Source organism: Treponema sp. R8-4-B8 (assembly GCF_054786175.1).
Genome location: NZ_BDHE01000005.1, coordinates 39846 through 64332, shown reverse-complemented (window position 1 = coordinate 64332; position 24487 = coordinate 39846). Strand labels below are relative to the sequence as shown.

Genomic DNA, 24487 nt, shown 5'->3' with positions numbered 1-24487 from the left:
TTTTATGTTGTATTGTTAATTTTTTAAGAGTGTGTTATAATATTACTGTTAGGGGGTGCACCGGTTTCGACTGGTACGTCTTCGGGGTATAGACTGCAGATGGAGCGCCCATCTCCTGATTGGGCAAAAATTTAACTGCCAACACTGACAGTTACGAATACGCCTTAGCTGCGTAATCGCGTGGAACTGCCCCGCCGCTCTGAGGGGCAACTTCCGCGTCGCAATCAGAGCTGGTCTTGCCGCAGCGTCCGGTGGCGGCATGATAAGATTTTCCGGAATACGGACAGGCCGCGCGCCGTTTAGCCAAGCCCGTCCCGACAATTTAATAAACGGCTAAATCTGTAGACGTTTATGTTTCGCGTATTGGGACGCGGGTTCGACTCCCGCCACCTCCACATTTTTTCGCAAAGACTCTTGCGAATTATTCAGCGGAGCGCGCGATACGGAAGCCCATGAATATGAATGACATATCCATTTTTATAAAAACCCTGAAAGCGGAACGGACTGTCGGGCGGCCTGATAACCATGTACTGCCTCTTACGCTGTGAAAATTATCATCTACATTATCTGAACACCATTCAAATACGTTTCCGTGCATGTTGTGCAAGCCCCAGTTGTTTGGGGAATATTTTCTAACGGGAACTGTTTTAAAAATTGAGGCGTTTTCAGAATTAAAATTGGCTTGATTGGGCCTGATTGTTTTTCCAGTGTTGTATGGAGTCGTGGTTCCGGCGCGGCAAGCGTATTCCCACTCCGCTTCGGTAGGAATTCTGTAACCGTTAGCCTTGGAGTTTTCATTAACGGAGTTCCCTGAAATCGCGTAAACGGGAGTTAATCCCTCTTTTTTACTCAGCCAATTGCAGTACTCCGCGGCATCGTAAAAACTTATATGCACTACCGGATGATTGCTTTCCTGAGTAAAGCCGGGATTTCGCCAATTCAGTCCATTTCGCTCTTCAATTTCATCAATTAAATAATTAAAGAAACAACTTTTTCCGGATTTCTCCGCCGTAGTTTTATATCCGGTATCTGTAACAAAGGCGCTAAAGTCGGCGACGGTTACTTCTACGGTTCCTAAATAAAAATCTTTTACGGTAACAGTCCGCTGTTGTTCGTCATCCTGATGCCACTCTTCGGACGCGGGACTCCCCATTGTGAATGTCCCACCATTGATCAGTACCATATCTTTTATTGGTTTTTCTTCCGTATCATAACTGACTAAGAGTACCATTCCAGCGACTGATTTTTGATTCATAAAATTAGTTTTTATCTGCATGGTGGAATACTCATATTTTGAATTGCCGAACAGAATAAAATCTTTTCCTATAATACGGGAAAGTCTGGATGGTATATCATCTTTTTGTTTATCAAAAGCGGCAAGCAAAGAATCAATATCTAACGCTGAACGTGAATATAAAATTACTATATTTTCCGGCCTTGGCGAACCGTCGGTTTTTATCCACTCGTTATTATTAATTTTAACCGCTTTGTTATTTTGCCCGCTAGTGTAAAACGCGTATGTGTTCATCGTACTGCCCTTTGGCAGCCCGCTATTATCAATATTTAACCGAATCTGCGTCCCTGTTTTTACCGTTGACGGCAAACGATAAACGCCGTCATCTAAAAGTTTGACTGCCGCAGCTTCATTTTTTCCAGATAACTCGACTTTTATTTTTCCGGTAAATTCAATCGCTTTTTCATAGACGGAAAAATCTTCGTTAATTACCAGCGCCTGCTCGACCCATTTTCCAAACGTATCGTAACTTATCCATGTAAATCCGTTATTGCCCCATTCCTCGCCCCAGCTATTCATAATTTCAAAGGCGCCGCCGTATTTTTTGTCATCATACCCTACTACGCAAAGCGCGTGTCCTTTTTCAGGAACGCGTGATTCGCCACTTTCCGGCGTCCAAATATCTTTTGCGTTGGAAAATGAATCCGGCACGCAGATGCCGATAATAACAGGATTATTGTCCGCAAGGCTTTTTTTTACCTGCTCGATCTTATACGCGGGGGTAACATTTGTATTGAACAATTTACTAAACCCCGGAACAGGGTTTATTAAAAATCCCTGCTGTTCCAATCTTTCATAAGTAACCGGATTATCATCAAACACCGCGCGTCTGGGCATGCCATACAATGTCATAAAGTTTAAGATGTCAACAGGGTCAGCTCCCTCCTCATCACCTGGAACATTTTTAAATTCCCTTGCGGCAAAATAAAGGAACAACGGAGAAAACGCCATTTTTGTTGTAAGGATTTTATCGGTTCGATTAAGATAATGCGATTCAATAATTGTCCGCGCCGCATAAGCGCTTGCCCAACCTGTACATGAGCTGAGATATCCCTGATTACCGGGAATAGGGGCAAAATCTTTTAATGAAACTGACGCGGGAAGGGATACGACTCTGCCTGATTGCCCGCGTGTGGTACCGCTGCTTAATTCCGCGACCTTATTATATTTATCATTGTTAAGGATTGCTCCTCTTGCGGAACTGGTATTTTGAAAATCCAGTTTTCCTAAAGTTGTTGACGTTCCCTGTTTAGGAGTTTGAGTAACACAAGTAAGCAGTGAAGCTGCCAATACAACCGCGGCTAAGATAGAAATAATACGTTTCATTTTAAAATCCCCCATAAAATTTTATGTATATGCTTTATAAAAAATACCCCGTTTTTTCTGAAAAAGCAATAATAGAGAGGTATTAATAATAAAAACATACAAAGTACGCATAGAGTTACAAAAAATTTCGATATTTACTGATTTTTTTTACAGCCCGCGGAAGCGTCTATGAACCTCTTAGCGAAAAATACCATGTTTTTTCAATAGGTTGGGGTTTTTATCAAAAAAAGAATTAATTTTCCTCATTTTCCGGCATTATAAAATCAGGAAAAAGTATTTTTACATAGTCCCGGCGACCATATAAAATCCGATCAACATATACTGTTTTATCTTCGTATCTGTAAAATGCCAGATAATTCTTACATACAACAAATCGATATTCAGTATCAAAAGGAATCTTTGATGATAATTGTGTACCAATACCGGGCGTTTCTTTTAGGTTCTTGAGAGTTCGAGTAATTCGGGAAACAACGCCAGATGCGGCAATTGGATTTTTCAGTTCATTACTGATATACGCTTTTATCTCCTCAAGGTCTTTCCTTGCTTCAGGGGAGATGTATAGCTTATTCATTGTACGCCTAAAGCCGCCTCTACGTCTTCAATTTTTTCCCATCCTTGTATTTCTCCGGCTTTTCGACCTTTATCAAGCTCAGCCATCAGTTTTACTTCCGCTTGCGTTTTTTCATAATCGTTTATTGTTTTATCCTGACTAATTTCTGAATGTTTTTGCAGTTCTAATACCGATTCCATACTCAGCATATCGCCTCCTAGTCTATATAATAAGTAAAGATTATTTTTATGAAAAATTCAACCATGATGGATATATAATTACCCTTTCCCAAGCAATGTCATAATCGCTAAAACTATGGGTATTGTTTCTTTGGTTTTCTTGTCAATTTCGCGTTTTTGTGTTATTATTATTAATTAGAATGAAAAAAATATTGTTAATATGCCTGCTTGCCGCAATTTGGGCGTTTCAAGCTTCGGCGCAGCAAAACCTTGTCTGGGACATTCAGTTTTTAAAAGGGAATAAACAGGAAATTATTCCCTATTCACAGACTATTACGGCGGAAAGCGGACAGGGGCTTTATGTTGTCATTATTCCCACCTCGGACTGTTACTGTTATGTGCTAAGCCAGAACTCCGAGCGTAAAATGGCTGTTCTTCATGATCAGAATGTTAAAGGCGGAGACGAAATAAACCTTAACCTGCTGCCGGAAGACAGTTCGCCAGATACTAAAACATTTTATGTGATTATGAGTTTGGCAAGGCAGACAAAACTTGAGGAATTAATTAAAAATTACAAAAGCAACCCAGATTCGATAAGGCACATTAATAACCTGCATGGAGAAATAGCAAAACTTCAGGATACGGCATCAGGGCTTGGAGAGCCGTCAAGCGTTATAATCGCAAGCGGAGGGACTACGAGGGGCAGTTCTCAGGAGTACGCGACCCGGTTCTCAACGAAAAATATGTATGTCAGAACGATTACGATCCGTACTGCTCAGGCAGCTAATTAATAAACAGGCTCATTTTGCCGCGCTTTTAATCTTCTCCCTTTTTTTTGCGGGACTGTTATTTATAAGCGGCGTTACGGATTTGTGGGATCGCGGCATTTATGACTCATTCATGAAACTGCGCGTATTAAGCGGCGCGGCGGAAAAAAGCGCTCTTGTCACATCTGTTGACATTAACGACGCAAGCATAGAAGCGCTTGGCGGACAGATTGATACAAGAGCGGCTTTCGCTGACGCGGTTGAAGTTCTTGGACAGTCAAATGCCGCAGTCGTATTTGATCTTTTATTTAGGTATGAAAAGCAGGAAGACGGCGCGTTTATTAACGCTATTAAAAAAACAAAGAACACGGTTATCGCGGCTATCGCGATAGACGAAAAAATTATGGCACCGCCTTACCATGAATTAACCGAAGCTGAATTGCTGACTCTGCGTAAAAATATTTGGCGCGTCAAAGTAATTAAAAAAGGAAACATTCCCCGCGCCGGAACTTTCTTGCTGCCAAACACCGCGTTAGGTGAAGCCGCGGCGCAAATCGCCCATATCAATATTGAGCCTGACCCAGACGGCATTTACAGGAGGATTCCTCTTTTCTATGAATGGGAAGACGGCTTTATACCGTCGTTATCATTGGCGGCGGCGGTATTGTTTTTACAAATCCCGATTGAAAAAATAGAGCTTAAAGCGGGATCTTATTTGTCCATTCCCTTTTCAGAAAAAGAAATAGTCCGCATCCCTATAGATAATCAGGGACGCGCGCTTATCCCATATTTTGAAACATGGAAGGATGACAATAAAAGAATTCCTTTTCATACTATTGTAAAAGCAAAAAGCGACGAGGCTGTTTTTGACACTGTGTTTTCCGGCATGAATAACCGTATCGCTCTTATCGCGGAAATAAGCGCCGATCAAAAAGATTCAGGTCCCACGGCGTTTGAGCGGCTTTATCCCATTTCAGGAGCGCATACTTCGATAATAAGCGGCATCCTGAACGGACTTGAAAAGCGGTCGCTAATTGGCGGCGTTTCGCCGCTTTACAAAATTTTAACCATATTACTGTTGTTAGCCTGCGCGTTTGTCAGTTGCAATGTTAAGAAGGACGCGAAGTTTCATCTTTGTTTTTTAATTTTACTCGCGTTTTTTTCATGCCTCACGTTTTTCCGCTGGCAATACGCGGCAACATACCCCTGGTACTCTCTGCCCGCGGCAATACTTTTCTTTTTATGGGCAGGCTCTTTTTTAATCCGCCTCGCCCGGCGGTACAGGGAACAACTGCTTTTACACTCCGCCCTTTCGCGCTATTTTCCCCACGCGTTAGCTGAACGCATTATGAGGGAACAAAAAACCGAATTAATTCCCGCCTACAAAGACCTTACAATACTTTTTTCCGACATCAGCGGTTTTACCAAATGGAGTTCCGAAAAAAGCCCCGATCTTGTTCACGCTTTTTTAAATGACTATCTTGAAAACATGGCGGACATTTTATTCGCCCACGGCGGAACGGTTGACAAATACATGGGAGACGGAATAATAGCGTTTTTCGGCGACCCTCTGGAAACTCCCGACCACTGTGAACGCTGCCTGCAAGCGGCGATAGCGATGCAAAAAAGAATCCGCCTGTTAGCTGAAAAATGGAAGCCTCTCGCGGATATTGATCTTAAAGTCCGCATAGGAATAAATACCGGAAAAGTGATAGTAGGCAACCTTGGCACTAAGACTCGGATTGAATATACCGTAATCGGGGCGGACGTAAACCTTGCCCAACGAATGGAAAGCAACGCTCCCGCCAGCGGCATTTTGGTAACGGCGGCTGTGCGGGAAAAGGTAAAAGACAAGTTTGCTTTTTCGCAGAAACAGTCTGTTACGGTTAAAGGTTACGCGCAAATGATAGACGCGTATGTGGTGGAATGGTAGGGAAAGAGTTCACACTCGCTAACTGAACGCACGGCGTAGCCGTGTAGATCAATAATGCCGCACAGCATAGCACCAATAAAGGCCGCTGTCTGTAATTAAGGCAAGGCGGCCTTTAGACTGCCGCCAGTGCACAGAACACTAAGGAAGAGAAGAACGCAAAGAAGGAATAAGGGGTTGTTACAACATCGAAATTACGCTTTGTATGGATTATAAGTCTAAATTACATCACTTTTTATTAATTTAAAATAAATAATTGATTATTGCTATTTCATAAAAATTATGATAAATTATAAATAAGGAGTATCTATGGGAGCCAGAATAAAACCCGTACAACCAACAATCATCAAAGATAAGGCTATTATTGAACAGATAGTCCATGAAATCCGTCGCAGACCGTCGAAAATTCAGCTTGCTAAAATGAAAAAACAAGACGGGATCATAATGAGTATGATTAAGCGATGACAAAACCTATATCTGTTACTCTTGAAAGCGGTAAAAGGCTATTTAATATTGAAATTCTTAACAGTGATATTCCGGTAAACTCTTTTGACTGCCGTATCAATGAATATAACGATTATTTAACAAAGGAAGCCTTACGTTCTCAAAATGATCATATTGCTCTTACTTGGTTACTCCGGGAAAAATCAAGCAAAAAAATTGCCGCCTATATGTCATTAATCGCCGATGCTATAAAACTAAGCGTCAATGAAAAGCAAAGGCATAATTTAAATTACCCATTTAAAACGGTTCCTGCAATGAAAATTGCTAAACTTGCAGTCTCCGAAACTTTTCAAAAACGTTATAAAGGTCTTGGATCTTTTATGGTTGCCACATCTGTTACTTTAGCGCGTATATGTAATGAAACGCTTTTCGCTTGTCGTTTCATTACCCTTGATGCTGATGTGGAACATAACGAAAGTGTCCTTGAATTCTACAAGAAAAACGGATTTTCTGTTAATGAAGAACTGATTAATAAAAACCGTAAAACTATCAGCATGAGGAAAGATATATATAATTGTTCATAGTTAATTGTTCCCTAATCCATCATCACAAACGCCGCCCAATAAAAGGGCATCGGGTACTTAGCGCGGACTTTTTTCTGCGCTTCTTTAAACGCTTCCTGCCTACTCTTTCCTGAAATTAGCCATTCATTGTAGAAAGTGCTCATCAATAACGCGGTTGCCTCATCGCTCACTTCCCACAGGCTCATTATTAGGGTCTCCACCCCGGCCAGTTTGAAGGCGCGTTGCAAGCCGAAAACGCCTTCGCCGTTTTTAACGTCACCTAAGCCGGTCTGACACGCGGACAGCACTACTAATTTAGCGCCTAACAGATTCATACCGGCGATTTTCGCGGCGGTTAAGATGCCGCTCTCCACGCCTTCTACGGGGTTATTTGTCCATGCGTGGTTACCGCCAGCCAATAAAAGCCCCGAGCGCAACAGCGGATTGTCTATTGGTTTTAATACGCTTCTGGTTTGTTGTTGCTCTTGTTGCCTGTTATCGTTTTTGCGTTCAGGGTCAGGAAGAAAGAAACCGTGGGTCGCCAAATGAATTAACCCTATTTTTTTGCCGCTCAACTGTCTGAAAGATTCCTCGTTGCCCATGCTGTCTTGATACAAAGTGTTGGCTATCTTTTTTTTCTTTAAATAGCCTTGAATATTTTGCACTTCCACACGCGTTGCCGGTAACGGAACCCAGGCCGCGCCTCGCGTTACGCCTTCGGGCGGAGCGGAAAAAGCGGCGGACGCTACGGCTTCTGTTTTGTATGATTGCGCCGCCGCTCGCATGGCGGTTTCATCGGCGTTATAATCAAGCCCACCGTACAGAACAGCGGACGTAATTTGCGTTTTTTCTTTTTTGCTTCTGGAAAGATGAACAACTTCACTGGTACTTGAGACCAGATTCAGATTGTATTTGTCAGTCAGGCGTTTATTGAAGGAATCGTCTAACGGCAGAGCGTTAAACGCTATCTTATGCAGTAGCCCCGAAGGCGAGTAATAAACCGTTGTAACTCCTTTTAATTCCTGTTCAAGCGGCTTCCAAACATATTCAAATAACGCTAACCCGTTGGCGTTGTAGAGAATACGCGCCTGCTGTTCAGGGCTTCTCCCTTCCACTTTGTCCAGTATTTCTTTCAATTCGCTTTCATTGCACAGAAGAACCCACACTGGCGCTTTGCTGTCCTTTTTTACCACAAGCGCGGCGTATTGAACGGTATCCGTAAATTTTTTATCGAAAATTCTAAAAGAAATAAATTCAATGGCGGCTTCGTTCTTTTGCAGGCTTTTTTGTATGGTTTGCCAGTTAATAGCCAAATCCGCTTTTAATTCCCTAAAAGCGGCGGAAGATTGGGTGAGGGATTTATCAAGCGCTTCGGCTTGGGTCTCAAGACTTTTGATGTATTCTTCGTTACTGCCTTTTTGTTGTAGTGTGCTGATCTGCCGGCGTAAACTACCTAATTCTTCAAATTGCGCGATTAGGGCTTGATTGCCCGAAGCGTATATCGCATCTCGCACGGCGTTAGTGGTACGGAGCAGAAGGCCTTTGGAGAACAGGGCAGTTTCGTAATTAAGGATATTGCTTTCGGGGACGGGGTGGTAGAATGATAAAGAATAGCTTCCTTCAAAAGACCTTGAGTTAGCGTTCCAATAAGCGTCGCGCTGCTGTTCAGTTTGGAAAGAAAAATTTTTATTTACAATGCCGGTTTTTATTTTAATCTGTTCCTTGTTATACGCTAGTGCCTTCGCGTATTCTTTTTTATCTAAATACAGTGCACACAAATTACCTAGTGACCCAGCATAAGAGGGATGCTCTTTACCCAGCGCCTTTTCCAAGATGGCTGCCGTTTCCAGTAAATAGCGTTCAGCTTTGGCATAATCGCCCATTTTGTCATAAAGCACTCCTAAGTTGTTTAACAATGCGGCATAATAGGGATGCTCTTTACCTAGCATCTTCTCTTGTATGGTTGCCGCTTCTAGTAAATAGGGTTCCGCTTTGGCGTAATCGCCCATGTTGTCATACAGCAATCCCAAGTTGCCTAATATTATGGCATAATAGGGATGCTCTTTACCCAGCGCTTTTTCAAGGATGGCTACCGCCTCCAGATAATAGCGTTCCGCTTTAACATAATCGCCCATTTTGTCATACAGCAATCCCAAGTTGTTTAACAACATGGCATAATCGCGATGCTCTTTACCCAGCGCTTTTTCAAGGATGGCTACCGCCTCAAGATAATAGCGTTCCGCTTTGGCATAATCGCCCATGTCTTTATACAGCGCTCCCAAGTTGCTTAACGAGGTGGCATAAGAGGGATGATCTTTAACTAGCACCTTTTCCTCAATAGCTAACGCCTCCAGCAAATAGCGTTCCGCTTTAGCATAATCGCCCATGCTGTCATACAGTGATCCCAAGTTGTTTAACAACGTGGCATAATCAGGATGTTCTTTACCCAATGCCTTTTCACATATGGCTACCGCCTCAAGATAATAGCGTTCAGCTTTGGCATAATCGCCCATTGCGTCATACAGCGCTCCTAAGTTGTATAACGACGTGGCATAAAAGTAATTCTCTTTACCAAGCGTCTTTTCTTGAATTGCTTTTAGTTCCAAAAAAAATGAGACCGCTTTAGCATAATCGCCCATGTTGTTATACAGAGTTCCCAAACTGTTTCGTGCTTCCGTATTTTCAGGGCTAATAGAACAAGCTAAAGTCCAATCCTCTATCGCCCCGGAAATATCTCCGTTTTCTTGTTTTTGAGCGGCTCTTACGCAATACAAATCCGCCAGTTTTTCCTTCGCTTCGCTATTGCTGGGGTTAAGTTCAATCGCTTTTCTATAATCCGCTATTCCCCTGTCGTAATCGCCGTATATTTGATAAATTTTACCTCGGTTAAAAAATGCCCTTTCGTATTTAGGATTTATCTTTATAGCCGCCGAAAATTCTTTTTCCGCCTCCGAATATTGGCTAACACTAAAATATATCTCGCCCCTGCCGTTAAACGCCTCCGCGTAATCCGGCTTTACCTGCAAAGCCCGGTTGAAATTCTCCATAGCTTTGTCATAGTCGCCCTGAGTAAAAAATTCCGTTCCCCTTTTGAAGTAATCCGCCGCCGTCTGAGCAAAAATCGCTTTATGCGTAAATACCGCCAACACAAGGGCAATCAGCAAAATTTTTAGTTTCATAGCCAAACTCCTGTTAAAATATTATACCAAAGAGTTCTCACTAAGAACACTAAGAGACAAAGAACACAAAGGGAAGATCAGAGGTTTTTGTCCACCATCTTATCGTGAAGCTCACGCATTAATAACAAACAACAACATTGCTCATTTCTCATTGCTCATTGTTAATTGGCTCCTTTGCCCTCAATTACCGCCGCCTTATCTTTATGAAAATTATTTTCCGTGCCGGTGGTAGTTGACTGTTTACTTTTTTTCGATTAGCCTGTTAAAGGAGGCATAAAATGCTGGTAGTAAACGGTTTTTTTGAAAATGGCGTATTTGTACCTGAAAAACCTCTTTTCAATATTAAAGGCAGACAAAAGGCGGTCTTGAACATTGATGAAACAGATAAAAACGATAAACAGGAACGTATAAGCGCATGGCATGAATTCAGCCGTACAATAAGAACCAGTAATGAGCTATTGGAAGGAGAGCCGGAAAGAATCCGTTTTAGAACTCCGGAAGAAATCGAAGTCTTATGAAATACGCCCTTGATACCAATATCATTACCTATTATTTAAAAGGAAATGAAAAAATATTGGACAAGGTAGATCAAGAAGCGGAGAGCGATAATATCATAATTCCGCCCTTTGCCTATTTTGAAATTAATAAATGGCTTATGGCAGTAAATTCAAAAACCAAATTACAGGCATTTGAAAAACTGTTTGAAAAATGCGGCATAGACGCAATTGAAAAAGAAACACTGGATTTATCTCTGTCGATCTATATAAAATTACGCAAAAACGGCGTTACTGTAGACGATGGCGATTTACTCATAGCGGCGTATTGCATTAAAAATAATTATATCCTTGTATCCAATAACCAAAAACATTTTGAGAAGATTGAAAATCTCCAAGTTGTTAATTGGGCAGCCTAATATGCTGTAACATAAAAGAATATACAAAGAATTTACCACGAACCACACGAATCTTTTGTCCGTTATCTTATCGTGAAGCCCACGCATAGATTTCGGACAAAAATTCCCTCTTTTCTTCCTTTGTGATCGCGAACCGAAGGTTCGATGTACCTTTGTGTTCTTTGTGTGAGTCTTTGCGATAAAATTATTTCTTATGATGCAATAAATTAGCCGCTTCATCCACGGAAGTAGCGTTAATAAGAGCCTGACGGATTGATTCGTCTCTTAATATGGCGCCTAACGCGGAAAGGAACTGCAAATGAGGACCGTCTTTTTTAGGGGAAACTTCCAGTATAAAAAGACGGGACGGCTGGCTGTCCGTAGGTTCTAGAATAATTCCCTCTTTTTTAATGCCTACCGCCACAACCGTATCTTTTACGCCGTCGGTTTTCGCGTGTGGAATAACTATGCCGTATCCCATGCTGGTACTCATAATATTTTCCCGCTCAAATACGTCGGCTAACACAAGCTCGCGATTTAACAGCTTCTCCTGCTTAAAGAGCATATCAACCAATTCGCGGATTATTTCTTCTTTTGAATTCCCTTTAAGATCAAGAATTATAGAACCAGGCTCTATTAATGAAAGCAGGGTGTTGTTGGTTCTTCCTCTGCGGTCAAACAGTTCTTTCTTCATAGCCGTAGTGTTCATTGAGTCTTTTAACTTTTGCATGGATTCCGAAAGATTAATTATATCTTCATAAACAACATTTTTAACAAACGGCAAATCAGAGTTTGACGTTTCTACAATAACGGCGCTTCCTTCGCAGCTTATCGAAAGAGAAATATCATCTTTACGCGCCAAAGCGATGTTATCGTCAATATTCATTATCTGAACATAAAAACCTTCGGCGCGAATATCAATTAACAATCTGTCCAGCATAAGTTTTGCGACATCATGAGAGTCAAAATCCCATTTTAAACGGGTGATATCCTCATCGTTGACTAATTTTCTTGTTCCCTGCCCTTTAATTTTTAACGACGCGTTTAAAAGCGGCGGAGCTACGATAGTAGAAATTAAAGTCAATAAAATTACAATTGAAAAAAGCTGGTTGTCAAGAATGCCCATCGTTAATCCGATACCGGCAATGATAAGCGCGACCTCGCCGCGCGGAACCATGCCTACTCCGATTCGTAAAGCCCCTTTAGCGTTAAAGCCAAGCAGGAGCGCGGGACCGCCGCAGCCGATTACCTTCGCGAAGATTGCCGCCAAAGTGTATATTCCGCCGAAAATTAAAACATCTACGGAAAGTATTTCCCGCACATTTACCATCATTCCCATAACGGCAAAAAACACGGGGACAAAAAATTCATAAAGCCCTTCAAGCCTTCCCTGTATCACCGCGGCAATATCTGTTTTTGAAAGCGAAAGCCCGGTAATATAAGCGCCGATTATCATCGCGAGCCCGCCTTGTCTTTCAAAAAGACCGGCAAGAATAAGAGCGAGGCCAAACGCGAGTATGGAGAAATCTGAACTGTTTTTAAATAATTTTAAAAATGAGGCAAGCTGGCGCGAGAAAAGCAAACCCAATACCGTAAATCCCAGCCATATTCCAAATGCTTTCCCGGCTATGCCAAGAATCGCCAACGCGGAAAAATTGCCGCCCGCGTGCCCGCTGAGTAAAGCGGTTATTCCAAGCACTACGGCAAGCATGATTATTCCCAATACGTCGTCAAATACCGCGGCGGCAAGAATGGTAACCCCTTCGGGAGAGTCCATCTTTTTTTTATCGCTTAGAATTCTGGCGGTAATACCAACCGAAGTCGCCGTTGATAATATCCCTAAAAACAAACAACGCGTATCTAAAAATGAAGTTTTAAGAAGCAAAACGCCGCAAACATCTCCGATTACAAAAGAGAATAAAACTCCGCCCAATCCTATTACTACGCCTGCGATAGAATATTTCAGGAATAAACCAATATCCGTTTCCAGTCCGGAGTAAAAAAGCAAAATAATAGAAGCGACTGTGGCAAATGAATACAACTCATTACTAACCGCGATAGAACCGCTTGCGCTTAATGGAAAAAGCCCCTGGGGAAAACCGGGAAAAGCTATACCGCCTAAAGCATAAGGGCCTATTACTACGCCTATAAGCAATTCGCCAAGCACGGAAGGGATACCCACTTTCTTCGCCAAATGTCCGCCAAAACGCACCGCAAATAAAATTATCCCTACTTGAAAAACCAATATAGTCATTAATTCTGTAGTATTCATTTTATTATTGATACATCCGTGATATTTCCTGAAATTGGTCCTGTATCTGTAAAACAGCGTCCGTCATAACCGGGTCAAACTGTGTGCCTTTTCCCTGCATAATAATATCAATCGCTTGTTCATAAGGCATGGCTGCTTTGTAAACGCGGGCGCAGACAAGGGCGTCGTATACGTCGGCTAACGCGGCAAGGCGCGCTGAAATAGGTATTTCTTTTTCTTTTAATTGCCTAGGGTATCCCTTTCCGTCCCATCGCTCGTGATGCCCGTAACAGATGTCTTCGCAATGTTTAAGGTATATTGATGAATTTACGTCTCCAAGCTCATGGATAATATCCTTGCCGCGTATAGTGTGCGTTTTCATCACTTCATATTCATCGGGATCAAGCTTTCCGGGTTTAAGAAGAATCCTGTCTGGAATCGCTATTTTTCCGACATCATGCAGAGCCATGGATCTGGTTATCATATCGGGCTGGAGTCTCTTTAATTCATCGGAATAAATTGAATTGACTCCTAATAAATAATCAATTAACGCTTTCACAAACAACTGCGTCCGCTTTACATGCTCGCCGGATTCCAGATCGCGGTGTTCAATAACATTCGCAAGCCCCTGTAGGGCGTTTTCAAGAGTCTTAGTCGCTTCCGCTGTTTTTTCCGCTACCATTTGTTCCAGACTGTCGCTGTAATTTTTTAGCGATATCTGATTTCTTACCCGAAGTTTGACAATTTCAGGCAGGAACGGTTTGTTAATAAAATCGACAGCACCGGCGGCAAGAAGCTCGCTTTCCGAATCGTTTTCGGCAGTGATAAAAATAATGGGGATTCTTTGAAACGATTTATCTTTTTTAATCTTTTCAAATAATTCACGCCCGTCCATTTGAGGCATAACAACGTCCAAGAGCATGATCTTTGGAAGAGGAACGGTAGTTTTAAGTTTTTCCAGAGCTTCCTTTCCGTTGTACGCCGTAACAACATTATAATCACCGCTTAGAATTTCTTCCAGAATCATTACATTTGTTTCAACGTCATCAACTACAAAAACTACAGGTTTATTTTCATTCATATTGAGCTATTACCTTGTCCACTTCTACTAATGTTTCAGAGTAGACAGTCTTAACAGTTTCCAACTTACCGGGAGCTACAGAGCCGGCTTTTATTTGGGTTTCAAGTTCAAGGACATGCTTATAAAGTTCAGTAAGAGACAGATTAGCGGCAAGCCCTTTAAGCGTATGGGCGTTAATCTGCGCCTTGGGCAAATCACCCGCGGCCAACGCGGCTTCAAGATCGATAAGATTCTTATCATCCTTAAATTTTTTGAATAGTTTGGCTAGAAGTTTTGAATTATTCAAAACCCTTTTTAGCCCTTCTTCGATATTTACTAACACTACACCGTCTGCCATATTAAACCTCTCTTTTTTATGGTATTTAAAATTTTATCTCTCACGATAAATAATTCTGCCTCTGCTAAGATCATACGGGGAAAGGGCAATTCTTACCCTGTCGCCTGGGACAATTCGGATATAATGTTTGCGCATTTTACCCGACAGATGAGCCAATATAAGATGCCCATTCTGGTTATCCAGTTCCACTCTAAACATGGTATTGGGAAGAGCTTCCTTGACTACTCCCTCTACCTCTATCGCTTCTTCTTTTGCCACTTTTACTCCTTTAGTAAATATAATAATTAAGCCACTTTATGTCAATTACATAAATATGATAAAATAAGGCATGTATTATTATAGCACAAGAAATAAAACTAAAAAAGTCGATTTTGCCGAAGCCGCCCTTACGGGATTAGCTCCGGACGGAGGGCTTTTTGTGCCTGAAGAAATTCCCCAATATTCGGCGCAGGTACGCTCCTCTCTTGGGTCTATGGCTTTTACGGACATTGCCTATGAAACAATCAAACCTTATGTAAAAGATGAAATCCCCGACAGCGTGTTATCTGATATTGTACAATCGGCGTTCACTTTTACAGCCCCACTTGTACCTGTCAAAGACCGCTATGTTTTGGAACTTTTTCACGGACCGACGGCGGCGTTTAAGGACTTTGGCGCCCGTTTTATGGCCCGCGCTTTTTCATACTTACGCCGTGGAGAAGACCGGTCTTTGAGAATACTTGTCGCCACTTCGGGCGATACGGGCGGCGCCGTGGCGGACGGCTTTTTTGAGGTGCCGGGCATTTTTGTTACGGTTTTATACCCAAAAGGGCGCGTATCCCCCCTTCAAGAGCGGCAAATCGCCGGTCTTGGCAAGAACATCACAGCCCTTGCTGTAGAGGGCAGTTTTGACGACTGCCAGCGTCTTGTAAAAGCCGCTCTTGCCGATGAAGGCCTTAAAAAACGAATGTCCCTTTCTTCGGCAAATTCAATCAATATCAGCCGCCTTATTCCGCAGGCGGTCTACTACGCCGCCGGCGCGGGAAGGTCATTTGCGGCACACCTCGATCCCGACGGAGAGGCTACGCCGCGCGTAAAAGGCGCCTTGTCGTTAGGAGGGTGGAAAAGCGGCTTACCGATTACACTGTGCGTACCGTCCGGCAACTTTGGCAATTTAACGGCGGGGCTTTACGCGATGAAGATGGGCGCGCCCATAAGGCAATTTATCGCGGCGACAAATATTAATAAGACCGTTCCCGATTATCTTGACTCAGGCGAGTACCTCGCGAGAATTTCGCAGGCGACAATTTCCAACGCGATGGACGTAGGCGCACCCAGTAACTTTGAGCGTATGTCAGCGCATTTTTCATTGGAGCAGATGCGCGAAATAATTTTAGGCGTTTCAGTCGGTGACGAAGAGACAAGAGAAACAATTACGCAAGTACATGATAAGGCGGGGTATTTTCTTGACCCTCACAGCGCGGTGGGCTGGAGGGGAGTTGATAAACTTTACGCTAACAATAAAATTCAGGAAGGGCCGGTTGGCGTTCTATGCACGGCGCATCCGGCTAAATTCTCGGAGACGGTAGAACCGTTAATCGGCGCTCCGCCAATGCCAGCGTCCCTATCCCGCGCAATGGAAAGAACTGTAAACGCCAAAGTAATACCGGCGGAAGCTTCCGCGCTAATTGACTTCTTAATTTCAATCACATGAAAAAAAACACCAGCAAACTTTTTAAAACCGCCGCGAATTTGTTTTTTAACAATTCTTTACCGGTTAGGGGTTTGTGGGTTTTAGTTTTATTTTTTCTATTCATAGCGTTTTCTTTTGCCTGTGATTTAGAGGGGCATTTTGAATTTACCGTAAGCAATAACGAGGGAGAAATTCTTTACTGCGGATGCTATGACGCCATTAATATGGGGCCGCATATTATCGAATATGTCCTTACCAAAGAAAGAGCGGAGGCGACAGGGGTAAGGCGCCCGTCGGCGCAATTTACGCAGGACAGGGACAACGGCGTATTACGACAATTACTAACAGATAACGGTTATTCCCTGCCGTATCACAGCGACTACACAAATTCAGGTTATGACAGGGGGCACATGGCTCCCAACGCGGATTTTAACGACACCCGTGAAAACGCGCTGATGACTTTCTTTATAGCGAACATCTGGCCTCAAACGCCGAATCTAAACAGAGTTGAATGGCTAAGAACAGAAAACAAAACAAGAAAACTGGCGTCGGAGTATTTATTTGTAAGGGTAATTATCATTGTTGATGAATTTAAAACGGAAAAAGTCGGAAACATCACCATCCCGTCCTGTTTTAAAAGACGCGTCTACGATTTATATTCAGGCGTTTTGATCTACGAAATTGAAGCTTATCAGTAGTGGTCAGTAACAACTAAATATTTACAAGACATTATTCCCAAATTTTCTCTCGCAAAGGCGCAGAGGCGCAAAGGCGCGAAGTTTTCGTACGTTAGCTCATATTTGATCTAGATATATTATTTTGACTACATATCTTGTAGGAAAAACGATGATCCTACGGACAACAACTCTGCGCCTCTGCGCCTTTGCGAGAGGTCCTTTTGTAAATATTTAGTTGTTACAGAGTAGTAGTAATTATACTTGTTGTGATAAAACAAATAAATAGTCAGATACTCTGTTTAGGTACGCTCCTGCTTCGGGGCGTAGCGGCTGTTCTTCGCTGACAGAGAAAAATAACCTTTCCGCTCTTCTTGCGACCGACCGCGCTACTTGGATTTGCGCTTCTATGATGTTTTTTCCGGGGACAACCAGCTTGGTCTGCTTGGGAAGATTGGCTGACAATTTGTCAATCTCTTTTTCTAAAATGGCAACTTCATCATCGGGCAGAAAAAAATTACTGTTCTTTACGTCGGAAACATGGGACATGATTGTTACAAGATTTTTTTGGATTCTTTCCAAAAAATCACGCGCGGACTGATTGGAATCCTCGTTTGAAATTATCGCTTTAATTAGGCCCAGATGGCAGTTAAGTTCGTCAGCGGCTCCGACAAAATGAATTGACGGGCTGTTTTTAGACACTTCATGCCCGCTTAGATCGGAGGTTTTTCCTTTGTCGCCTTTTCTTGTATAGATGCCCATATTACAGCGTGTCGGGGGAGTCAAGATAAACCGGAAGCTGCATTGATGTTTCCAGATAACCCATTCGGCGTTTTTTAACGGTAATTTCCATTACGGCGTAACCTTCATCTTCCATCAAGCGCAAACGCGAAATAGACACGGGATCGTCTTCCGATATTCCGACTTCATCCGCTATTGAACCGCGGACTACGCGGTTTACCCTGAAACTTGACGCGAAAATTGTGCTTTGCAGGGGCGTAAGAATCATGCCAAACAACGGAGCGGCTATCCTATCCCGTTTGTCAATCTTTGCCGCGTCCAGAAGGGGCAGATCTGGGCGTGGGACGGTCATCATAATTTTCTTTTTTACTTCCCCTGTGTTTTTGTCTACAGTTTCCAATACGACAAGTTCTTCGGGGCCGCAGTTAAAAATCATGCTCTGCAAGGCTGGAATAACGCCACCGTTGGGGGCGGTTATTGTTTTACCGTTAATTGTTTTAATAAAAACGCCTTCGCGAACCCTATGAAGAGCGGCTGGCGTATTCGGCGAGGTATAGATAATTTCAGCCTCAGAATAAGTTTCACATAACGTCATTCCAAGCCACGGGCGAGGGGATTTCCCCCCTTTTATCATAGTGGGCAGGGCGGCTGCAAGCATTTCCGCCGGAATGGCGAAATTAAGCCCCTGATGCTGATCCACGCCGGCGAAAACTATTCCCACAAGCCGCCCTTCATTGTCCACTACAGGGCCGCCTGAATTGCCGTGATTGACGGCCGCGTCTATTTGAATTACATCCCCTATCTGCAAAAAACGCCTTCCAAGAGCGGAAACAATGCCCGATGTCACCGTCATTTGCAACCCTATGGGAGAGCCAATCGCAAGCACCGTATCGCCCACGCGCGGAATTACCCGATCTACAAGTGAAAAAACATATTCAGTATTTATTTCCGTCTTAATCAGCGCAAGATCAAGCGCTTTATCCCAGCCAATAACTCGCGCTGGAACACGAGGATTTGAAGAATCCCCCATGCGGATATACATCCGCGAATAACCTTTGCGTTTGGGATCAACTTCGCTTGATATAACATGGTAGTTTGTAATTAACAAACCTGACGCGTCAACAAAAAAAGCGGAACCCAAAACCTTGTCGGGTACGCCGTATCCGCGCTCAATTCTGTATCCCCTGTCAACAAGAACGGTGGCAACTCCTTTAACCATATCGGAAGCGTTATCTCTGCCTTGAGCGTACTCGCGCAGATTCGCGGGAATATTTCTGCCGCCCGCCGTTTGAGCGGCGGCAAGGAAGAACGCCGAAGAGCGGCGCTGCCGTCCTTCTACGGCTTTTTCAAGAAATAAGAGGGCGCTTTGATAATCCATCGGCCTTATTTCATGCGATCTTACAGCAGCCAAAAACGCCCCAAGATTATCGCCTTCCTTTAATTTTTTCTTCGCGCCCGCAAGAATAAAATCCGCTTCTTTTCCGGTATGGGCGTTTTTTATTCCGATACTCGCGATTGATCTTCCTAGGGACACGGCGTCGTCCCATCGCTCTTCCTCAACCGCCTTATCCTGCATCGCGCATAGATTTTCAATAGCCTCTTTTTCATATTTGGCAAGCTTCTGACAATCTTCGCTTCCATCATTATCCGTAACGGAATATATTTCTTTATAAATATAGATTTGATTCAACGCGGCAATTGGTTTTTCACCGATTAGTTTTTCAATATCGCTCAGCCTGACCGAACTCGTAGTACGGGACGGAGAGTCATTATCAGCATCCTTCACGCTTCTGCATGAAAAAATTAAAATTATAAAAAGTAATAAGAAAAATATTTTTTTCATTTTTTGTTACCGCTCTCCGAATAATCCATTTCTCCGCCGCCATCCATATCATAAGAATAAACAATCGAACCGTCAGGAAGATACACTTCTTTTGTTTTATATGTTCCGTCTCCCGCCCAATCGCTCTCGGAAGAGGCGATTAACCGGCGGTAGTCAAGGAGACTCTCCCATTCATAACCTGGCGGCGGGCGGCGGAAACGGCGTATTGTTTCCATTCTGCCGTCAACATCCAAATCAATGTGTTGAACTACAGGCAGTCCTTTTTCAAACTCCGTAACTGAAACCTGCCGTCCGTTTAACGTTTCAATAACGCGCAGTATGACTCCACTATCCATATAAATTGTCTCAACCGCGCCGTCGATTTCCAAACTTGGGCGGGTATAACTTGAGCAAAATGAAAGGAGGGCGCGATGGGAAAGAGTAATATATTGATACGCTGGCACGGGATAGGCAAGGCCGGAAAGGTTGTCGCTCCCTCCAAGTTCGATAAAATTAACTGGCGCGTAACTAAATACGGCGGGGCCAAATTTAAATATTTCATTTTCCATTTCCGCCTGCCTGACAAAAGGATAGCGCTCCCATTGCAAAATAACTCTGCGCGATAAATCTTTATCATGCGAGGAATTATCTTTTGTAACAAAAACGGAAATATTTTCAGGATCATTGTCCAGTCCGAAATTAACCGTTACGTTAAAAACTTTATGGGTAAGGTAGTCAACTAAAGATTCAATAAACCCCTCGCGGTAACGCGCAATGGTTTCTATATAGCCGTCGTTATCATCATCAGTAATTATAGAGCCGGTAAATGTAAGGAGTTTGCGCGTAAAGGAATCGCGTCCTTCTTCAGTGCGAAGAAATTTGTAAGTGTCGATAATTATTTCTTTTTTAATAACTGGTTCTTTGTCCGTAACCGCGGAAAAAACTTCTTCTATAGCCAGTTTATCGTCAATCAGCCCAAGATTGAGCGCCACAGGGACGCAAGCGGGATTCGGCATAAACCTTTCTTTAGACAAACTTCCTGACCTGTAAGAAGCGACGCTTCTTTTCGCGTCTTCAATATCCCTCATAAACGGGGCCGCCATCCACGCAAGTTCCGGGTCACTCTCCGTTAAAAAGGGAAGCCGCCTAAGGGCAAGCTCAAGAAGGTTGATGTCGCTTTGCGGCAATTCAGACGGTTGGGGGTTTCTGTTATACGCATATTCAAAAAATATCCGCAGGGGGCGCGGATCGCGCGGGAAATTGTCCATAGCGAGAAGAACTTGGCTTCTGAACCGCGCCGTTGCGTTTACATAGTCATAACCCGGCACTTTTCCCTCCGCCATTCCGCGCAGGGCGAGAAGACGCAGCATTGCAACATCGGCGCGGGAATCAGAAGCGGTGATTTGATCAAGGCAGATTATCGCGTCATGATATTCGCGCATGGAAATTAACATTTTCGCTTTTAATAACAGCGCGTCATATTCCCTGTACTTAACCCACCTTTTAGCGTCAATTGCCTTATTTAAATTATCAACCACTGTTTTTTGCCTTATGCTGTCTTTATAGCGCGTTTGAATAACTGCCAAAAGATAGGGAATATCGGAAGAAACAGTTGCAAAATCCATTGCGCGGACAGCCGCGGCATGAGCGTCATCCCATCGATTTTCATCAATCGCCTGCTGTATCCATTGAACGTACTGCCCTGCCATTTGCGAATCGTCTTTTATCTCTGTCTGAGTTTGCGCGTGAATATTAAAGCAGACTGAAGCGAACAACAGCAAAAAACACAGACCGTATAAACAGTTACCCCGCAAGTTTTTTTTTATTTTTAGCGTATTATAAAAACTTACGGAAAATTTCATTCGCTTCCCCCTTTAGCCGGAAGACCGATAATTTCCCGCACTTCATCATCAATAAGAGTCTCGCGCGCAAGAAGCGCGTCTGCAAGTTTTTCAAGCTGAGCTTTCTTTTCTTCGATAATTTTTAACGCGTTGCCTCTTGCGCGATCAATTATTTCCTTAACTGCCCTGTCTATCCTCTGCGCGGTATCCTCTGAATAATCCTTATGACGCGCTATTTCCTTTCCAAGAAAAATAGGCTCGTCTTCTTGCCCGTAGGCGATGGGGCCAAGTTCCGCCGCCATGCCCCACTCGCAAACCATGTTACGCGCCATTTCAGTCGCCTGTTGAATGTCGTTCTTTGTACCCGTAGTCGTCTCATTGTAAAAAAGATTTTCCGCTAACCAGCCGCCGTAACAGATGGCGATGCGGTCTTCTATCCAGCCCTTGGAGCGGCTGTAACTGTCTTCTTCGGGAAGTGAAAGCGCCGCGCCCAACGCCCGTCCGTGGGGAACGATCGTAACTTTATGCAACGGGTCGGCGTTTTTAAGAAAGTAGTGCAGAATAGCGTGTCCCGCTTCATGAATGGCGGTCATGCGCCGCTCTTTGTCTGAAACGACAAGAGTCTTTCTGGCGACTCCCATCAGCACTTTATCCCTTGCCTCTTCAAAGTCTGACATCAGCACTTCGGGCCTGTCTTTTCTCGCGGCAAACAAGGCCGCTTCGTTTACAAGGTTCGCGATATCCGCGCCGCTCATTCCCGGAGTCGCTCTTGCGATGCGCGCAAGATCAATCTGCTTATCCAGCGGAATTTTTGCGGCGTGGATTTGCAAGATCGCCTCACGTTCCTTTATGTCGGGCATCGCCACAATCACCTGGCGGTCGAAGCGGCCAGGCCGCAGAAGAGCCGGGTCTAAAACATCGGGACGGTTTGTGGCGGCAAGAATTATTACTCCGTCTTTTGAATCAAAGCCGTCCATTTCTACAAGGAGCTGGTTCAGCGTCTGCTCGCGCTCGTCATGGCCGCCGCCGTAACCCGCGCCGCGCGTGCGCCCAACAGCGTCCAATTCATCAATAAAAATTATACATGGGGCGCTCTTGCGTCCCTGATCAAAAAGGTCTCTTACGCGGCTTGCGCCAACGCCGACAAACATTTCTACAAAGTCGGAACCTGACATGTGAAAGAACGCGACGCCAGCCTCGCCCGCGACAGAACGCGCCATCAATGTTTTGCCTGTTCCGGGCATCCCGACAAGAAGCACTCCCTTTGGAATACGCGCCCCCATCTTGGTAAACTTCTGCGGATTTTTTAAAAACTCAACTACTTCTTCAAGCTCATACTTTGCGTCCTTCTGCCCCGCCACGTCGGAAAAACTCACCTTTTTTCCTTCGTCATGATAACGTTTCGCCTTGCTCTTTCCAAATTGAAAATTCTTCATGCCGACGCCCTGCATGTTTCTAAATATCAGCATCATTATTGACAAGCCGATAATCCAGGGAAGCATATCCAGAATTATCCGCATAAATGTCACTTTTGTTGGGGAACTTGAAATATTGATGCCCCTGCTTTGCAGGTTACCCATGATATTGGGATCGGATAAATTTGGAATGCGCGTTTTAAGCTGAGGCGAACCGCCGGCGGGCGAACCTTTTAAATAAATATCGACATTTCTGTCGTCATAAATAGTAACTGACTCAACCTGATTTTCTTCGATAAAGCGGTTAAACTCCGAGTAAGCTATATTCATAACAGGCGGAGATTTATCTCCTTTGAAAAAAAAGGCAATAAACGCAATTGACACGATTATAAAAAAAATAAACGCAAAACTGCCCGGCCGCTTAGGCTGATTAGACCCGCGATCGGGTAATTTATTATTAGGATCGATCATTAATACCCCCGTCTCGTCAGAAATTATTGATTAGTGATGAGACTTTGTTATAATATAGTAAATTTTAAGTGTTTTTGGTTAATTAATCAAGTGACCATGCGGGAACCTTTCTGGTGTTTAGTGGTGTGAAAATAGAACGATGTATGCCCAAAGAATTTATTCAGTACAGTCGAAGAAAGGTACATTACGGAATTTTAGTATCAGCAACCGGCGTGTGTCTTTAGTTATCCTGAACGTAGATGTAATTACCTTCTTTGTTAAAGTAATTCTGATAAATATTCATCTTGTTTGGAATACTGTCAGGCGGATTCTCACGGAATTGAAATGTATGTTCTTTTTTGCTGATGATCATCTCCCAGTTGTTAATTACATTTGTTCCAAGAATGCAGTCATTGTTACCATATAACTGTCTCCTTGTCTGGTTAATTGTACCATAAGAGTCATATAAATACAAAAGCATTTTCCTGTGCCTTCCCTCTCCACCACACGATGTATGCCCAAAGAATTAATTTAGTACAGTCTGAAGTTTTTCAATCCTTTTACGGAGACAGGCTATTTTTTTTTACTTGTAGTGTAATACTTTCGCATTTTAGCGATTGACCTTTTGACGGCAGGGCGAACAGCTTCCTCAATCGACTTGATAAAGGTTTCATCTACATCATCAAGATAATTGGCGACTGCCGCTGAAACATCGTCCCTTATGCTCTGTTCAGGTTTAAAGAGTTCGTAGATTTCAACTTTTAAGGCTTTGGCTATTTGAGATAAAGTTTGGGCAGAAACCCATTTTTTGCCATTTTCAATGTCGCTGAGAAATGTGATAGATATTCCCAGCTCAAGGGAAAGGTGAAGTTGCGACAGACCGAGCCGACTACGGTATCGTTTGATATTCCGGCTTAGCAACTCCCGGCAGTTTTTTTCGTCTTTATTCATTTACATTCTATCTCTCTCTTTGTGAAAAAACAGGGACAATTCAGCATGAAGAAAGATTGACAATTTCTCAAAAAGCCAATAGAGTAATGTATTATATTAATCTAATAGCGAATTGCTATCAGATTTTT

The 24487-nt window shown here is 43.3% G+C and carries 21 protein-coding genes and 1 other RNA gene; 8 read left to right on the top strand and 14 right to left on the bottom strand.

Annotation, left to right across the window (positions count from 1 at the left end):
* Positions 1-51 precede the first annotated feature (51 nt).
* Positions 52-398: a transfer-messenger RNA gene (ssrA, locus tag ACYVRA_RS01660) on the top strand.
* A gap of 23 nt (positions 399-421) precedes the next feature.
* On the opposite strand, the gene ACYVRA_RS01655 is transcribed toward ssrA, so the two are convergent.
* The 3 genes from ACYVRA_RS01655 to ACYVRA_RS01645 form a co-directional block, all read right to left on the bottom strand.
* The gene (locus ACYVRA_RS01655) at positions 422-2620 is read right to left on the bottom strand and encodes an SUMF1/EgtB/PvdO family nonheme iron enzyme (RefSeq protein WP_461251009.1); all 2199 of its coding nucleotides are present in this window, start codon (positions 2618-2620) and stop codon (positions 422-424) included.
* Positions 2621-2852: 232 nt separating this feature from the next.
* Positions 2853-3191: a type II toxin-antitoxin system RelE/ParE family toxin gene (locus ACYVRA_RS01650; RefSeq protein ID WP_461251008.1), complete on the bottom strand. Its 339-nt coding sequence runs from the start codon at positions 3189-3191 to the stop codon at positions 2853-2855.
* Positions 3188-3379 carry a hypothetical protein gene (locus ACYVRA_RS01645; RefSeq protein WP_461251007.1) on the bottom strand — a complete coding sequence of 64 codons (192 nt, stop codon included), beginning with the start codon at positions 3377-3379 and terminating at the stop codon, positions 3188-3190. The genes ACYVRA_RS01650 and ACYVRA_RS01645 overlap by 4 nt, the downstream gene beginning before the upstream one ends.
* A gap of 170 nt (positions 3380-3549) precedes the next feature.
* Here ACYVRA_RS01645 and ACYVRA_RS01640 point away from each other — a divergent pair, with 170 nt between their 5' ends.
* The 3 genes from ACYVRA_RS01640 to ACYVRA_RS01630 all read left to right on the top strand — a co-directional run bounded on the left by ACYVRA_RS01640 (position 3550) and on the right by ACYVRA_RS01630 (position 7074).
* Positions 3550-4140: a hypothetical protein gene (locus tag ACYVRA_RS01640; protein ID WP_461251006.1), complete on the top strand. Its 591-nt coding sequence runs from the start codon at positions 3550-3552 to the stop codon at positions 4138-4140.
* On the top strand, positions 4097-6049 hold the full coding sequence (locus ACYVRA_RS01635; RefSeq protein WP_461251005.1) for a CHASE2 domain-containing protein: 1953 nt from the start codon (positions 4097-4099) through the stop codon (positions 6047-6049). The genes ACYVRA_RS01640 and ACYVRA_RS01635 overlap by 44 nt, the downstream gene beginning before the upstream one ends.
* A gap of 458 nt (positions 6050-6507) precedes the next feature.
* The gene (locus ACYVRA_RS01630) at positions 6508-7074 is read left to right on the top strand and encodes a GNAT family N-acetyltransferase (protein WP_461251004.1); all 567 of its coding nucleotides are present in this window, start codon (positions 6508-6510) and stop codon (positions 7072-7074) included.
* Positions 7075-7085: 11 nt separating this feature from the next.
* On the opposite strand, the gene ACYVRA_RS01625 is transcribed toward ACYVRA_RS01630, so the two are convergent.
* Positions 7086-10232 carry a tetratricopeptide repeat protein gene (locus ACYVRA_RS01625; protein ID WP_461251003.1) on the bottom strand — a complete coding sequence of 1049 codons (3147 nt, stop codon included), beginning with the start codon at positions 10230-10232 and terminating at the stop codon, positions 7086-7088.
* A 278-nt stretch (positions 10233-10510) separates the two neighbouring features.
* On the opposite strand from ACYVRA_RS01625, the gene ACYVRA_RS01620 reads away from it, so the two are divergent.
* Both ACYVRA_RS01620 and ACYVRA_RS01615 read left to right on the top strand, forming a co-directional pair.
* Positions 10511-10750, top strand: coding sequence for a hypothetical protein (locus tag ACYVRA_RS01620; protein WP_461251002.1), 240 nt, complete (start codon positions 10511-10513; stop codon positions 10748-10750).
* The gene (locus ACYVRA_RS01615; protein ID WP_461251001.1) at positions 10747-11145 is read left to right on the top strand and encodes a PIN domain-containing protein; all 399 of its coding nucleotides are present in this window, start codon (positions 10747-10749) and stop codon (positions 11143-11145) included. The genes ACYVRA_RS01620 and ACYVRA_RS01615 overlap by 4 nt, the downstream gene beginning before the upstream one ends.
* Positions 11146-11329: 184 nt before the next feature.
* Here the strand turns inward: ACYVRA_RS01615 and ACYVRA_RS01610 are convergent, their stop codons facing one another.
* From ACYVRA_RS01610 to infA, 4 genes are read right to left on the bottom strand one after another with little or no spacing between them, the layout of a single operon-like run.
* Positions 11330-13396 (bottom strand): cation:proton antiporter domain-containing protein, encoded by a 2067-nt coding sequence (locus ACYVRA_RS01610; RefSeq protein WP_461251000.1) that lies wholly within the window; start codon positions 13394-13396, stop codon positions 11330-11332.
* Between the two features lie 4 nt (positions 13397-13400).
* A complete protein-coding gene (locus ACYVRA_RS01605; protein WP_461250999.1) occupies positions 13401-14456 on the bottom strand; it encodes an HD domain-containing phosphohydrolase in 1056 nt (351 codons plus the stop codon).
* Positions 14449-14793: an Hpt domain-containing protein gene (locus ACYVRA_RS01600; protein ID WP_461250998.1), complete on the bottom strand. Its 345-nt coding sequence runs from the start codon at positions 14791-14793 to the stop codon at positions 14449-14451. Before ACYVRA_RS01600 ends, ACYVRA_RS01605 begins: the two co-directional genes overlap by 8 nt.
* 33 nt (positions 14794-14826) lie before the next feature.
* Positions 14827-15051, bottom strand: coding sequence for a translation initiation factor IF-1 (infA, locus tag ACYVRA_RS01595; protein WP_015712109.1), 225 nt, complete (start codon positions 15049-15051; stop codon positions 14827-14829).
* Between the two features lie 70 nt (positions 15052-15121).
* Here infA and ACYVRA_RS01590 point away from each other — a divergent pair, with 70 nt between their 5' ends.
* Entirely contained in the window at positions 15122-16486 is a 1365-nt protein-coding gene (locus ACYVRA_RS01590) for a pyridoxal-phosphate dependent enzyme (RefSeq protein WP_461250997.1), read from the top strand.
* Positions 16483-17163, top strand: a complete 681-nt coding sequence (locus tag ACYVRA_RS01585; RefSeq protein WP_461250996.1) for a DNA/RNA non-specific endonuclease — start codon at positions 16483-16485, stop codon at positions 17161-17163. The genes ACYVRA_RS01590 and ACYVRA_RS01585 overlap by 4 nt, the downstream gene beginning before the upstream one ends.
* 234 nt (positions 17164-17397) lie before the next feature.
* On the opposite strand, the gene ACYVRA_RS01580 is transcribed toward ACYVRA_RS01585, so the two are convergent.
* The 6 genes from ACYVRA_RS01580 to ACYVRA_RS01555 all read right to left on the bottom strand — a co-directional run bounded on the left by ACYVRA_RS01580 (position 17398) and on the right by ACYVRA_RS01555 (position 24359).
* Positions 17398-17901 carry a cob(I)yrinic acid a,c-diamide adenosyltransferase gene (locus ACYVRA_RS01580; RefSeq protein ID WP_461250995.1) on the bottom strand — a complete coding sequence of 168 codons (504 nt, stop codon included), beginning with the start codon at positions 17899-17901 and terminating at the stop codon, positions 17398-17400.
* A gap of 1 nt (position 17902) precedes the next feature.
* A complete protein-coding gene (locus ACYVRA_RS01575; protein ID WP_461250994.1) occupies positions 17903-19723 on the bottom strand; it encodes a S1C family serine protease in 1821 nt (606 codons plus the stop codon).
* On the bottom strand, positions 19720-21564 hold the full coding sequence (locus ACYVRA_RS01570; RefSeq protein ID WP_461250993.1) for a hypothetical protein: 1845 nt from the start codon (positions 21562-21564) through the stop codon (positions 19720-19722). Before ACYVRA_RS01570 ends, ACYVRA_RS01575 begins: the two co-directional genes overlap by 4 nt.
* The gene (ftsH, locus tag ACYVRA_RS01565; protein ID WP_461250992.1) at positions 21561-23429 is read right to left on the bottom strand and encodes an ATP-dependent zinc metalloprotease FtsH; all 1869 of its coding nucleotides are present in this window, start codon (positions 23427-23429) and stop codon (positions 21561-21563) included. Before ftsH ends, ACYVRA_RS01570 begins: the two co-directional genes overlap by 4 nt.
* A gap of 220 nt (positions 23430-23649) precedes the next feature.
* Complete coding sequence (locus ACYVRA_RS01560) at positions 23650-23889, bottom strand: hypothetical protein (protein WP_461250991.1); 240 nt, start codon at positions 23887-23889, stop codon at positions 23650-23652.
* Between the two features lie 92 nt (positions 23890-23981).
* Positions 23982-24359, bottom strand: a complete 378-nt coding sequence (locus ACYVRA_RS01555) for a helix-turn-helix domain-containing protein (protein WP_461250990.1) — start codon at positions 24357-24359, stop codon at positions 23982-23984.
* Between the last annotated feature and the right edge of the window lie 128 nt (positions 24360-24487).

Coding starts and splice junctions, on each gene's coding strand:
- ACYVRA_RS01630 (WP_461251004.1), top strand. CDS start 6,508: ATGACAAAACCTATATCTGTTACTCTTGAAAGCGGTAAAAGGCTATTT.
- ACYVRA_RS01560 (WP_461250991.1), bottom strand. CDS start 23,889: ATGCTTTTGTATTTATATGACTCTTATGGTACAATTAACCAGACAAGG.
- ACYVRA_RS01600 (WP_461250998.1), bottom strand. CDS start 14,793: ATGGCAGACGGTGTAGTGTTAGTAAATATCGAAGAAGGGCTAAAAAGG.
- ACYVRA_RS01610 (WP_461251000.1), bottom strand. CDS start 13,396: ATGAATACTACAGAATTAATGACTATATTGGTTTTTCAAGTAGGGATA.
- ACYVRA_RS01615 (WP_461251001.1), top strand. CDS start 10,747: ATGAAATACGCCCTTGATACCAATATCATTACCTATTATTTAAAAGGA.
- ACYVRA_RS01570 (WP_461250993.1), bottom strand. CDS start 21,564: ATGAAATTTTCCGTAAGTTTTTATAATACGCTAAAAATAAAAAAAAAC.
- ACYVRA_RS01585 (WP_461250996.1), top strand. CDS start 16,483: ATGAAAAAAAACACCAGCAAACTTTTTAAAACCGCCGCGAATTTGTTT.
- ACYVRA_RS01590 (WP_461250997.1), top strand. CDS start 15,122: ATGTATTATTATAGCACAAGAAATAAAACTAAAAAAGTCGATTTTGCC.
- ACYVRA_RS01635 (WP_461251005.1), top strand. CDS start 4,097: ATGTCAGAACGATTACGATCCGTACTGCTCAGGCAGCTAATTAATAAA.
- ACYVRA_RS01655 (WP_461251009.1), bottom strand. CDS start 2,620: ATGAAACGTATTATTTCTATCTTAGCCGCGGTTGTATTGGCAGCTTCA.
- ACYVRA_RS01620 (WP_461251002.1), top strand. CDS start 10,511: ATGCTGGTAGTAAACGGTTTTTTTGAAAATGGCGTATTTGTACCTGAA.
- ACYVRA_RS01580 (WP_461250995.1), bottom strand. CDS start 17,901: ATGGGCATCTATACAAGAAAAGGCGACAAAGGAAAAACCTCCGATCTA.
- ACYVRA_RS01645 (WP_461251007.1), bottom strand. CDS start 3,379: ATGCTGAGTATGGAATCGGTATTAGAACTGCAAAAACATTCAGAAATT.
- ftsH (WP_461250992.1), bottom strand. CDS start 23,429: ATGATCGATCCTAATAATAAATTACCCGATCGCGGGTCTAATCAGCCT.
- ACYVRA_RS01625 (WP_461251003.1), bottom strand. CDS start 10,232: ATGAAACTAAAAATTTTGCTGATTGCCCTTGTGTTGGCGGTATTTACG.
- ACYVRA_RS01555 (WP_461250990.1), bottom strand. CDS start 24,359: ATGAATAAAGACGAAAAAAACTGCCGGGAGTTGCTAAGCCGGAATATC.
- ACYVRA_RS01640 (WP_461251006.1), top strand. CDS start 3,550: ATGAAAAAAATATTGTTAATATGCCTGCTTGCCGCAATTTGGGCGTTT.
- ACYVRA_RS01575 (WP_461250994.1), bottom strand. CDS start 19,723: ATGAAAAAAATATTTTTCTTATTACTTTTTATAATTTTAATTTTTTCA.
- ACYVRA_RS01605 (WP_461250999.1), bottom strand. CDS start 14,456: ATGAATGAAAATAAACCTGTAGTTTTTGTAGTTGATGACGTTGAAACA.
- ACYVRA_RS01650 (WP_461251008.1), bottom strand. CDS start 3,191: ATGAATAAGCTATACATCTCCCCTGAAGCAAGGAAAGACCTTGAGGAG.